At 57.0% G+C, this 12,281-nt stretch carries 8 protein-coding genes; 4 read left to right on the plus strand and 4 right to left on the minus strand.

What is annotated here, in order from left to right; translation table 11 throughout:
• Positions 1-248 precede the first annotated feature (248 nt).
• The 3 genes from GOB82_RS09180 (at position 249) to GOB82_RS09190 (ending at position 5,647) form a co-directional block, all read left to right on the plus strand.
• On the plus strand, positions 249-2,471 hold the full coding sequence (locus tag GOB82_RS09180) for a TonB-dependent receptor (RefSeq protein ID WP_166122373.1): 2,223 nt from the start codon (positions 249-251) through the stop codon (positions 2,469-2,471).
• A 123-nt stretch (positions 2,472-2,594) separates the two neighbouring features.
• Complete coding sequence (gene proP / locus GOB82_RS09185) at positions 2,595-4,133, plus strand: glycine betaine/L-proline transporter ProP (protein WP_166122346.1); 1,539 nt, start codon at positions 2,595-2,597, stop codon at positions 4,131-4,133.
• Positions 4,134-4,156: 23 nt separating this feature from the next.
• Entirely contained in the window at positions 4,157-5,647 is a 1,491-nt protein-coding gene (locus GOB82_RS09190) for an L-serine ammonia-lyase (protein WP_166122348.1), read from the plus strand.
• Here GOB82_RS09190 and GOB82_RS09195 read toward each other — a convergent pair.
• The 3 genes from GOB82_RS09195 to GOB82_RS09205 all read right to left on the minus strand — a co-directional run bounded on the left by GOB82_RS09195 (position 5,596) and on the right by GOB82_RS09205 (position 9,626).
• Positions 5,596-6,519 carry a TIGR03915 family putative DNA repair protein gene (locus GOB82_RS09195; protein ID WP_166122350.1) on the minus strand — a complete coding sequence of 308 codons (924 nt, stop codon included), beginning with the start codon at positions 6,517-6,519 and terminating at the stop codon, positions 5,596-5,598. The two genes, GOB82_RS09190 and GOB82_RS09195, sit on opposite strands and share 52 nt — an antisense overlap.
• Before the next feature lie 17 nt (positions 6,520-6,536).
• The gene (locus GOB82_RS09200; RefSeq protein ID WP_166122352.1) at positions 6,537-7,766 is read right to left on the minus strand and encodes a putative DNA modification/repair radical SAM protein; all 1,230 of its coding nucleotides are present in this window, start codon (positions 7,764-7,766) and stop codon (positions 6,537-6,539) included.
• Positions 7,767-7,943: 177 nt separating this feature from the next.
• Positions 7,944-9,626, minus strand: coding sequence for a Hint domain-containing protein (locus tag GOB82_RS09205; protein ID WP_166122353.1), 1,683 nt, complete (start codon positions 9,624-9,626; stop codon positions 7,944-7,946).
• Between the two features lie 219 nt (positions 9,627-9,845).
• Here GOB82_RS09205 and GOB82_RS09210 point away from each other — a divergent pair, with 219 nt between their 5' ends.
• A complete protein-coding gene (locus GOB82_RS09210) occupies positions 9,846-10,418 on the plus strand; it encodes a recombinase family protein (RefSeq protein ID WP_166122355.1) in 573 nt (190 codons plus the stop codon).
• Between the two features lie 243 nt (positions 10,419-10,661).
• On the opposite strand, the gene GOB82_RS09215 is transcribed toward GOB82_RS09210, so the two are convergent.
• Positions 10,662-11,966, minus strand: a complete 1,305-nt coding sequence (locus tag GOB82_RS09215) for a radical SAM protein (protein ID WP_166122357.1) — start codon at positions 11,964-11,966, stop codon at positions 10,662-10,664.
• Positions 11,967-12,281: the final 315 nt, after the last annotated feature.

Consider the following 12,281-nt stretch of genomic DNA (forward strand, 5'->3'; position numbering starts at 1 on the left):
GCAGATTTGGCACGGCGCTGACCCTGATGGGAATGATGCCTGTCTGGTGTGCGGCGACGCAGGCTGAGGGTGTTAGCGCATCGGCCAACGGTCGCCCGGGTGTGGGGGGCATACACACGGCGGCTGTGGTGGCCTTGGCAGCATCGGGCCAGGGAGAAAATCAGAGAGCAGCGTCTTCTTCCACCGCACCGAAGGCTTCTGCGCCTTCAGGTGCCGTACGTTCGGGGGTGGCGCGCTCTCGGGGCGGGATGCAGGTGGGTGTTGCGAGGCATCGGGCAGGGCTTGTCCGGCCTTCCGGCAGGGTAAAACCCGGCGCGGTGCCGGCGCGGCAGGTCACGGCTGTGGATGTCAGCGCGCATCGGCATGATTTTGCGTATCAGGAAGCCCAGCATATCCCCGATGCCACCACACGCATCACGGCGGAGCGGCTGGCCGAGCGGGGCGTGGTGACACTGCGGGGGCTGGAACGAGTGGCCCCGAACCTGACGATCCAGAGCATCAACGGCACGGCATCCACCAATTTCTATCTGCGCGGGGTGGGGTTCAATGACTTCACGCAGAACAACATGCCCCCGGTTCTGACGTATGTGGATGATGTAGCCTTCCCATATTCCTCCATGACCAGCGGCATGATGTTTGACCTTGCCGGAGCCAGTGTCACCCCCGGCCCGGTGGGTACGGAGCACGGCCAGTCCGACACGGGTGGGGAAGTGCGCCTGCGCACGAATGACCCCACCAACACATGGCATTTCGGGGCGACGCAGGATATTGCCTCCTACGCCCGCAGCCGCAGCGAAGCCTATGTGTCCGGCCCACTGGCGCGCGGGCTGAGCTTCCGTCTGGCCGGGCAGACGCAGCACGGTGGCGGCTGGCAGACCAACCCCCTGAACGGGGACCATCTGGGCGATGCGGACCTCTGGGCCCTGCGCGGCAAACTGCGCTGGAAGCCTGATGCGCACACAACCATTCTGCTCTCCGGCCATGTCACGCAGGATAACAGTGAGGTTGTTACGGCTGTGCCCGTCAGCCGGTTGATCGGCACGCAGCCTCTGCCGAGTTTTTCCTCATGGCAGCAGGCGGAATGGTCCTCCCGCCCGCAGTTCGCGCATCTTGTGGGCCGCAAGGCTGGCCTCAAACCGAGCGAACACAACCAGTTCTGGGGAGCGGACCTGCATATCGACCATGATTTCGGGCCGCTGAGCCTTACGGCCATCAGCGCATTCGAAACAGAGCGGCAGGGCGAATATACGGATCAGGACGGCACGGCACTCTCTCAGGCGGATACATACCGCACGATTGACGCCAATACGTTTACGCAGGAACTGCGGCTGCATTCCTCCAACACGCAGGACAGGCTGCAATGGGTGGTGGGCGCGCATTACCAGCGTACCCGCATGGATCAGCGGTTTTTTTTTGACTATACGGATTACCGGCCCGCGCGCGGCTATATGATGGCGACCACCTTTGGTCTCAATCAGCAAAGTCTTTCGGAATTCGGGCATCTGAGCTATCGGCTGCCGCATGGCGTGATGGTGTGGGGCGGCCTTCTGCATGAGCGGGATGAACGGTCCATCACGGGCCTGAAATCTCAGATTTTTGGTGGTGCTACCACGAATTTTCATGGTGAGAGCACGACTGCGGACCAGTTTGCCGGGCAACTGGGGGTTTCGTGGCAGATGCTGCCGCACGCGCTGGTCTATTATAAAATGAGCAAGGGCTTCAAACCCGGGGGCTTTACCGCCAACAATACCCAGATTCAGGCGCAGCTTGATCCGTTTAAACCGGAAACCGTGCTGACCTATGAAGCAGGTTTCAAGTCTGACCCCATTCCGGACAGGCTGCGCATCAATGGAGCTGCATTTTACAACGATTTTCATAATCAGCAGATTCTGGGCACAGTGCTGATCCCCGATTACGGCCCTTTGAGCGAAATTACCAATGCGCCAAAATCCGAAAGCTGGGGGTTTGAGGGCACGGTTGAGGCACATCCCTTCAGCCATCTGCACCTGACACAGAATTTTGGTTGGCAGCGCGGCAATTTTCAGGATTTTCCTACCGTCAATCGCGCCAAGACAAACGCCTATTATGCGCATCACGGGGTGTGGAAAGCCATTAACGACAATTTTGCCGGAGTGGATAACGGTCAGCCCAAGTTGACGCTGAATGGTTCGGCGGAGTGGCGGCAGCCGCTGGCGCGGGCCTATACGCTGGAACTGGGGCCGGACTGGCAGTACCGGGGCAGTCAGGCCATCACCCCGGGCGGCACGGGCTTTTACCGCCTGCCACCGTATTTCCTGCTCGGGGCGCATGTATCCCTGCGTTCGGCTTCCGGCCGGTGGGAGGCAACGGTGTATGCCCGTAATATCCTGAACCGCCGCTTTGCGGAAAGTGGCGGGCAGGCCACCACCACGTATTTCTATATTCCGGGGGAACCGCGCTTTATTGGCGGGCGGGTATCCTACACCTATTGAGGCGCTTCGTGTGAGGTGAAGGCAGGCGAAAACGCCGTCAGAACGGCCTGTCCGGGCTGCCTGCGGGGCGGCTGTACATGTCTTTTTCGACATATGCGGCAGTATTGTGTATTAATCAGAGGTATGACTTACAGTGAAGATGACATACCCGCCGCCGATATTCTGAAAACAGAGACCCGGAAAGTTCCCCCAGAGAAGGGATTTCCCACGACAGGCCATGATGCAGCACGCGCGCATTTCGGCTGGTTCAAACGCCGCAAGCACCTCACATCGGACGATATCACGGTTGTTGATGCCGATATGCTCAAGCGGGCCGTGGGCGCTGCGGCGCTGGGCAACGCCATGGAGTGGTTCGATTTCGGGGTGTATGGGTATATTGCCGTCACGCTGGGGAAGGTCTTTTTCCCCGCGTCAGACCCGACACTCCAGCTCATAGCCACTTTTGCCACCTTTACCGTGGCCTTTCTGGTCCGCCCGGTGGGTGGAGCTGTTTTCGGCCCGCTGGGGGACCGTTACGGGCGGCAGAAGCTGCTGGCCGTTACCATGATCATGATGGCGCTGGGCACATTCTGCATCGGGCTTATTCCTTCCTATGGCCGGATTGGCCTCTGGGCCCCGGTGCTGCTGCTTGTGGCCCGGCTTGTGCAGGGCTTTTCCACCGGCGGGGAGTATGGCGGAGCCGCCACCTTCATTGCGGAATATTCCACGGACCGGAACCGGGGGCTGATGGGAAGCTGGCTCGAATTCGGAACACTGGGCGGCTATGTGGCCGGGGCCGGGGTGGTGACGGCACTTCAGTTTTTTCTGAATGAGAGCGCGATGCTGTCCTGGGGCTGGCGCATTCCTTTTCTGGTAGCGGGTCCGCTGGGGCTGATGGGCCTTTATATGCGGACCAGACTGGAGGAAACCCCCGCTTTTCAGGCTTATGCGGCGGAGGCGGAGCGGCGTGAGCATGAAAAACCCGGCTGGCGGCACCTGTTTGCGGTGCATTGGCGGCAGTTGCTGAAATGTGTCGGGCTGGTGCTGGTTTTTAACGTAACGGACTATATGCTGCTGACCTATATCCCCAGCTACATGACCGTCACGCTGAACTACCCCGAAAGCAAGGGGCTGCTGCTGATCATTCTTGTGATGGTGCTGATGATGCCGCTGAACGTTCTGGGCGGATATTTCAGTGACAGGCTGGGCCGCCGGCCCATGGTGATCAGCGCCTGTCTGGCTCTGCTGGTGCTGGCCATTCCCAGCCTGCACCTGATCCGCAGTGGCAATGATCTCGAGATTTTTGCGGGCCTGATGCTGCTGGGGCTGGCGTTGGTCTGCTTTACCAGTTCCATGCCTTCCACTCTGCCCGCCCTGTTTTACACACCGGTGCGCTACACGGCTCTTTCCGTGGCGTTTAATGTCTCCGTTTCCCTGTTCGGGGGCACCACACCGCTGGTGACGGCGTGGCTGGTGAAAAAAACCGGTATGCTGGATATGCCCGCATGGTATCTGATGGGGGCCGCCGTGATCGGGGTGGTCACGATGCTGACCGTGCGGGAAACGGCACGGCTGCCCTTGCGTGGCTCCCCGCCCGCAGTGGCCAGTGATGATGAGGCCGAGCGGCTGATGAACAGCAAGCAACCGCTGACCGTTGATCACGCGCCTCCACCTGTTGCCTGAAGCCGCCCTGAAAGGGACTGGGTATGATAAGTCTCTTCGATATTTTTAAAGTTGGTATTGGTCCCTCCTCCTCTCACACGGTTGGCCCCATGCGGGCCGCGGCGCGCTTTGCGGAGGAGTGCGCTGCGCTGGGGCAGACCGCCGCAGGCGGTGCTGTCGCGCAGATCCGGGTGACGCTGTACGGGTCTCTGGCCTGGACCGCGACAGGCCACGCCACGGACAAGGCGGTGATTCTGGGGCTGTGTGGCGCGCATCCGGAAACGGTCCAGCCGGACCAGACCGAGGCTATGGTGGCGCATGTCCGGGCCACGGGGAGCCTTCCTGCGTGGGGGGACAGGGCACCGGTGCGGTTTCAGCCGGATGTGGATATTCTTCTCGACAAGGAAACCCAGCCGCCCAAACATCCGAACACCCTTCAGTTCGAAGCGTTTGACGTACAGGGCGCCCTGCTGCTGGCCGCGCGGTTCTGCTCTGTCGGGGGTGGCTTTATCGTGTCTGAAGAGGCCGTGGAAAGCTCGTCCTATACCATGCCGGATGTGCCGTATGATTTCCGTTCCGGCGCGGATCTGCTGGCGCTTACGCAGAAAACCGGCCTGAGCATTGCCCAGCTTGTGTTCCGGAATGAATGTGCCCTGCGTCCGGCTGCGGACGTGGTGGCGCATCTGGACCATATTGCCGCGATCATGATGCAGTGCATTGAACGCGGCCTTGCGCAGGATGGTATTCTGCCGGGCAAGCTGCGTGTCAAACGGCGGGCGCATGCGCTGTATGAGCGGCTGAAAGAGAAAGACCAGCGCAACAGCAGCCTGCCGCATGAAATCATGGATTGGGTCAGCCTGTTCGCCATTGCCGTAAATGAGGAAAACGCCGCCGGGGGCCGGGTGGTGACAGCCCCCACTAATGGGGCAGCAGGCGTGGTGCCAGCGGTGCTGCGCTACTATCGGGATTATTGCCAGACCTGCCACCAGAGCAGCAGCCATGAGTACGATCAGGGTGCAGGCCAGAAAGGCGGCCCTGAAGGCAGCCAGACATATGGCGGGCGTTCCGACGGGGAAGAGGCTTCCGAAGCCTTCCGATACGGTATGCGAGATTTTCTGCTGACAGCCGCCGCCCTTGGCAGCCTGTTCAAGCTGAATGCCTCTATTTCCGGGGCGGAAGTCGGGTGTCAGGGGGAAGTGGGGGTCGCGTCCTCCATGGCGGCGGCGGGGCTGGCTGCCGTGCTGGGAGCCACACCGGCGCAGGTGGAAAACGCGGCGGAAATTGCCATGGAGCACCATCTGGGCATGACGTGTGACCCGGTGGGCGGGCTGGTGCAGATCCCTTGTATCGAACGCAACGCCTTTGGCGCGATCAAGGCGATCAATGCGGCCTCACTCGCCTTATGCGGGGATGGAGAGCATCGCGTCTCTCTGGATCAGGTGGTGCAGACCATGGCCGAGACAGGCCGGGATATGAACCACCGCTACAAGGAAACATCGCTTGGTGGGCTGGCTATGAATTTCCCGGAGTGCTGAGGGGGAGCTGGTTCCTCTTGCACCGCAGGTGCGGTCGCGCTGCGGCGTTGCTGCAATTTATGGTGGAACGCCGGGGCCGGGCGGGGGGCCTGCGCGGCCATGGCGGTCACGCGGGCGTCCGCCTCGGCCAGCATGCGTGGGATCAATGTGGTTTCCGGTAGATTCTTCCAGTATTTGCGCGGCATTTCAGAAAGCATGGCTTTTGTCTTGATACGTGCCGGATTGAAGGTGGATACATAATAGGTCTGCCAGAGTTGCTCTATGGTGTCTGACAGTTTCGGTTTTGCGCATGGAACCGGGCTGAAGGCGCAGGTGTCCCCATTCCACGCCAGCGAGCCTTTGGGGGTGAGGATCACCCAGTCCATATCCACAAAGCGTCTTGCGAAAAACGGTGCCACGCTGGGCAGAATGTAATGGTCCGGCTCAAACCACGCATAAAAGGACCGGCGGCCTGCCTGTGCGGAGCCATGTTCCCGAAAGCGCACAAAGGCTGTCATTTTATGCACATCTTTCCGTACTTGCTGATGCATGCGCAGGGCGCGGGCAATGTCCGGGTCTGTCGCGATGCTGGCAAGGGCGGGTTCTGTCTGCGCACGCCAGAGAATGCGGTAGGCCAGCGCAAAGCGGGTCTTGTCCGCATGGCGGAGAATGGAGCGGAGCAGGGCATGGCACTGGCTGCGCAGAACTGGTGGCTGCGCTCCGGCTCTGGCCGGAGGAGGGGATGCCAGCGGGGTGTCAAACAGCGTGGTTTCTTCCGATGTGCCGCGCCATTCAATCTCTTCCGGCGCGCAGCCAGCCAGAAAGCTCTGGCGGGCGAGAGGGCGCCATGCGGAAAAGGAAGCGTAGTCATCAAGAACGAAGCCGTAGGCCATGGTCGGGCACTCTGTGGTCAGAACAGGGAAAGTTGCTGGGGCTGCGGCAGGAAGAGTTCCCGGAGGTTCTGCCGCTCCGCCAGCCTGCCCGGGGTCCATCCGGTGGCGTAGAGAAACGGTTTGACCTTGCGGATGGAAACATTCAGCCGCACGAGGTCTTCCAGACGTAACTGCCGGTGGCTGCGGGCGGACAGAATGGCCTGCACGGAGCGCACGCCAAGCCCCGGCACACGCAGCAGCATTTCTTTGGGCGCGCGGTTCAGGTCCAGAGGGAACAGGGCGCGGTTGGCCAGCGCCCAGGCCAGTTTGGGGTCCAGCTCAAGGTCCAGCATGCCATCTGGCCGGGCCGCGGTGATTTCTGAAAACTGGAACCCATAAAAGCGGAACAGCCAGTCGGCCTGGTACAGCCTGTGCTCACGCAGCAGGGGTGGTGCTTTGACAGGCAGAATGGCCGAGGCATCCGGAATAGGGCTGAACGCCGAGTAATAGACGCGCCTCAGCCGGTATCCGGTATAAAGGGAGGAACTGCTGGAGAGAATATCGCGGTCAGTTGCCGCATCGGCTCCCACAATCATCTGTGTGCTCTGGCCGCCGGGCGCAAAGCGCGGGGGCTTGCGCCCTGTGAGGGTACGATCCTTCCCGGCTTCGATATGCGTGCGCATCTCCCCCATGGAGTGGCGGATTTCCGAGGCATGCTTCTGCGGGGCATACGCTGCCAGACCCTGCTCGGTTGGCATTTCCACGTTAATGGAGAGCCTGTCCGCATACAGGCCGGCTTCCGCCAGCAGGGCAGGGGAGGCGTTGGGAATGGTCTTGAGGTGGATATAGCCGCGAAAATTATGTGTCTGCCGCAACTCCCGCGCAACGTGCACCATCTGGCTCATGGTGTCATCTGAAGAGCGGATGATGCCGGAGGAGAGAAACAGCCCTTCAATATAGTTCCGGCGGTAGAATTCCAGTGTCAGCCAGATCACCTCATCCGGGGTAAACCGTGCGCGCGGCACGTTGGAGGAGGAGCGGTTGATACAATAGGCGCAGTCATAGATGCAGAAGTTGGTCAGCAGGATTTTCAGCAGGGAAATGCAGCGGCCATCCGGTGTGTAGGCATGGCAGATTCCGTTGCTGACAGACCCCAGCCCTTTTGTGGCTGCGGAATCCCGTTTGCCTGCGCCACTGGAAGAGCAGGAGGCGTCATATTTGGCGGCATCCGAGAGGAGAGCCAGACGGTCAGACAGGCTTTGCTTCATGTGTTCATGATATGTTCTTGTCTGGTGCCATGCAAGTGCTCTCTTGCAGGGGGGGCTGTGTAGGAGGCCGTAGGGGCTGGCTTGTATAAAAAAGCCGTCCCTCCCTTCAGTTCGGGAAGAGACGGCTTTCTTTATGGATCTTTCGCAGTCCCCGTGCTGAGCACAGGTGACGGAAAATCAGGCGGACATGCGTTTGGCCGGTGTGATCACATAGGGGCCCGCCGCACGGATTTCGAGAGTCAGAAGCCCCATTTCCCCCTGCGTTTCATCATGCAGTGGCAGGACAGCATTTCCGTCAGTCCATGCCCAGTCAGCCTGCGGCTCTCTGGCATACCAGCCGGTTGGTCTGACATCCTCAAGATGCGTGGTGATGGATGTTGAAGGGGTTTTTGCTCCCGTAAAATGAATACCTGCGACAGCGACACCCATATAACGGCGATCATTTGCAAAAGGTCCGACAACGTCTACCGGGCGGCTTGCATTCGAGAGGATGCGTACCGTGTGTGTGTTGGGAGGGAGCATGAAACGATAGAATGTTCCGTCCTGCCGGATTGGCCGGATACGCGCGCCTGTATTTGTCAGCAGGTGCAGGTTGCTCTCTGTTGTGAGAACCGGCGCGTTTTTATCAGCCTGAAGGCCCTTTATCTGCGCCACGGCTTTGAGGTGATGATAGAGGCGTTTGACAGAGGCCTGATCGACATCCAGGGGGGCGGCTGCGTCATTTGTCCAGCTTCGCGCAACACCCCGCAGCATGACCACAGGGCCATTTTGCTGGAACGATGCGCGATTACCTGTGTCCAGATAACTTTCAGTCAGCATACCATCTGCCGTGATGACGGAATGCTGTTCTGTTTCTATGTGATAATAGTCGTAGGACAGGATGGATTTGTCGTAAAAAATGGAGGCACCATTGACCAGCATGCGCACAGGAACGAACCGGTTTTCAAAAAACAGGCAATGTTCGGCTGTAATCAGCATATCCTTGTAGGGCACCCCTTCTGCGATCGCATTTTTCAGAACACGAACTGGGTAGCCTGCTTCATCATCACGCAGGCCGGGGCGGACTGTAGCGCGTGCTTTCCCTGCCCAGGTGACTGGTTGAGAGATGTTTTGGCCGCTTTTCCAGTCAAAAGTAATGATGTCATCACCAATCCCGATATGTTCTACAGCGACATCTCCATTCGGTGTGCGGATCATGCTGCCAGCAAGAAAGCAAACGAGAACAGTGTCAGCCGTAAGATAGGTTTTTCCACCTATTGTCTTGACGGTGAAAGTTGTTCCTTCATTTGCTGTAGGTAACTGAAAGGATGCGGTTCCGCTGATAGGTTGTCCGTTTTCGGTAAGAGTATAAACGCCCTGTGCAAACATGTAATTATCTGCGGTGATACCATCCAGAATAATGGTATCCCCTTTGCTGATATTTGTTATGTATTCAATAATGCTGGGCGTTGTTCCCGCTGCGACTTCAATGGTTCCACCGGTCCCGTCAAACTGGATCAAACCCGGAGTGGTTGTGGCATAGCCCCCAAGAATAAGTGTGCCACCGTTACTGACAAGCACTTTGGAACCAGAGGCAATGACATCTGCGTTGGTCAAGCTAAGGGTGCCGTTTACGGTTACTGTCGTGGGGTTGTCGGTGTTTCCGATCTGCCATCCGTGTCCGTTGATTGTGGTGTTGGAATCAATAATGACATTAATGCCTGAAGTCGGGCCGGATACGGTATCACCATCCTGTGCTGACGTGATGGTAATTGTACTGTTATTCGTGGTGGTTACGGTACCGTTTGTGCCCCATCCAGTATCTGGGGTGCTTCCGTAATCCAAGGTAACGGAAGGGTTTGACGGAAGTACACGTGACATTTTTGAGCCTTTCCTAATTCCTGAATTAGGGGAAAGGCGGTCATTTATTTTTTTTAATTTAAATTAACGTTTTTATTGCGCAAACAGCGCGTCGTTGGTAGATAAACGAGTGCGTCGTTACATAGGTGAGGCGGTGTGATTCGCTCTTGCTTAAATCAGGATTTATGCAAAAAGCTGATGTGATAGGACCTTCATTCTCATGGAATGAAAGGATGTTGGATGAGCCGGAAAATAGGGTATGCACGGGTGAGTACTGTCGGGCAAACCCTTGATACGCAAATAAAAAAATTAAAGGCTTTTGAGTGCGTCAAAATATACCGGGAGAAGGTGAGCGGGGCTGATGCGCGAAGAGTTCAGCTTCAGAAACTGATTAGCAGCCTGCAGGAAGGGGACACCGTTGTTGTCACCAGAATTGATCGGCTTGCACGAAGTACTTTTGATCTTTTTGCTATAGTTAAAGATATCACAAATAAAAAATCCCAGTTCTATTCTTTGTCTGAGCCTTGGGTGGATACTTGCACCAGTACAGGTCGTCTGATGCTGGCCGTGTTGGGGGGGCTGGCTGATGTGGAGCGGGATCTGATCCGCATCAGGACCGCTGAGGGGCGGATGCGGGCTATTGAACGGGGTAAACGTATGGGAAGGCCGCCCCGTATCTTGCCGGAGCAGCGGCTTGAAATTGCCAGAAGGAGAGAGGCTGGAGAAACATTGAAAACTCTGGCAACAGCTTTTGGAATCAGTGAGACGACTGTGTCACGCATTGCCAGCCGTTGTGAAACAGTGAAGCAGTAGCTGCGTGAAAGGCCTTTGAGGAAAGCGGCGCGCTGGCCTTCCCTGAAGACCAGAGCCAATCGGCGCTCAAGCGAGCAGGAGCATGATGGGGTTGTTCCGTGTCGTCTTTTATCGGAAGGCGATACGGACCATTCAGAGACCACGCATCATCATGGGCATCAGACGGATACACTGTGCGAGCAGCCAACTCCGCCCGCTCTGCACCGATCATGACAGGCAGCGCATGATATCCGCCCTGTGGCCTCAAGAGGGAATTTTTAAAGAATCCAGATCTTGGAAAAAACTTTCAGGATTAGTGATATCCTTCACATTTTTTGTCAGAATGGGCACTTCAATCATCGCGCCACCCTTACTCGCCTGACTGATCCCTCTTATTTCAAGAGTTCCATCCCATGAGAGACGCGCCAGATACCGGCCGGGCAGAAACCCGACATCAGGGGCGGGAGAGGGTGATGGATCGGGTGCAGAATCATCTTTGTCCAGTGGGGCACCGGCAGGAGGGCGGTCCAGAAGAAGCTTGCCGGGTTCCAGAGTGGGGAGATTGCTCTGGAGCCAGTCCCAGTCCGCATCAGTCAGGAATTCCTGCTGGCGGAAGGCTGGATCAATAAAGGGAACATCATAAGTATAACGAATTTCGACCTGTGCTGCGCGCCGTTCCTCTACCAGATAACGGGCCAGAGCCGGGAGTTCATGAAAATTGGATTTATAAGCCATAATGACATAACGCAGGGCAACGGACGAGTTATTGTCATCAAACGCGGTGATAAGCTTGTTCCAGTTTTCCATAAATATTGGAAACCGTGCGCCTTTTCGCATCAGTTCGTAAATCTCCGGTGTGAGAGATTCAAGCGAGATGTTGATATGGTCAATCCCGCTTCTGGCGAGGTTCTGGAAATAGGTGTTGGGCATCCGGCGTGCGATATTTGATGTGAAAAACACCTTTTTTCGCATGGGATCAGGGATTGCCTGTAGAAATGACAGAAAATCAGGATGAAGTGAAGGTTCATGGAGGCAGGAAAACCAGAACTCTCCATCTTTGGTATACGGCATCAGACGAAGTGCGGCGTCCAGAGTTTCGCGTGACATGAAATTGGTTTTACGGACAGTGCTGTAGTCATACAAGCAGAACGGGCAACGGAGATTGCAATTATCGACGATATCCATAGCAACATGCAGAAGCGGCTGCGCGGATGTCAGATTGGGGGAGAAAGGAATTTCCTTTCCGTTGGGGACGCGTATGCGAAGCTGGGCTCGCTCCGTGGGGGTGATCGGGCGTGTCAGGTGGAACCAGAAACCATACAGGCGGCTTGCGTCACCAACACCCATAATGCCGTGATGAAACTGATCCGCCACGACAGTGCCGAGGGTTTCTCCCGTTTCTGGCAGGAAGGCTTCTACAGCCAGACGTTCAACCGGATCATCCGGGTTCATGGCCCACCCATGCACATGCCGTTCGCTGATTTGATCCACAAAGCCAAGCAGCGGCTGGTCACTGTATTCTTTTTTTATAGACTGATCTTTGGCGCGAGAGCTCCTGAAGGTTCTCAAGATTTTTTGTTTGAATTTTCTGATGCAGTTCATGCGAGCGCCTTGATTTTCATGAAATACGTTTGAGTCTATTCCTTCAGTATTACACGATCCCGCAGAAAAAAGCGATTGCTCCGTCCGTATCTGGAACTGGGAGAAAGAGAGTGAAGCATGAACGGTATCCTTCCATTTAACTTTTCAGACGGTGTTGCTTTGCTTCTGGCAGGTGGAGGGATCGAAGAACCGTTGATTGATGTGCTTGGCCAGTAATTTCTGGGTTTTGGCGATTTGATTGACGGTTTTCTGGAGAGCTTTTGATCTGCGTTTTGAGCAGAT

Origin of the sequence: Acetobacter farinalis, assembly GCF_011516935.1 — a bacterium.
Classification (GTDB): Bacteria; Pseudomonadota; Alphaproteobacteria; order Acetobacterales; family Acetobacteraceae; genus Acetobacter; species Acetobacter farinalis.

Excerpts from the sequence above, each read along its gene's own strand:
- GOB82_RS09180 (WP_166122373.1), top strand. The coding sequence starts at position 249 with ATGCAGGTGGGTGTTGCGAGGCATCGGGCAGGGCTTGTCCGGCCTTCC.
- proP (WP_166122346.1), top strand. The coding sequence starts at position 2,595 with ATGACTTACAGTGAAGATGACATACCCGCCGCCGATATTCTGAAAACA.
- GOB82_RS09190 (WP_166122348.1), top strand. The coding sequence starts at position 4,157 with ATGATAAGTCTCTTCGATATTTTTAAAGTTGGTATTGGTCCCTCCTCC.
- GOB82_RS09195 (WP_166122350.1), bottom strand. The coding sequence starts at position 6,519 with ATGGCCTACGGCTTCGTTCTTGATGACTACGCTTCCTTTTCCGCATGG.
- GOB82_RS09200 (WP_166122352.1), bottom strand. The coding sequence starts at position 7,766 with ATGAAGCAAAGCCTGTCTGACCGTCTGGCTCTCCTCTCGGATGCCGCC.
- GOB82_RS09205 (WP_166122353.1), bottom strand. The coding sequence starts at position 9,626 with ATGTCACGTGTACTTCCGTCAAACCCTTCCGTTACCTTGGATTACGGA.
- GOB82_RS09210 (WP_166122355.1), top strand. The coding sequence starts at position 9,846 with ATGAGCCGGAAAATAGGGTATGCACGGGTGAGTACTGTCGGGCAAACC.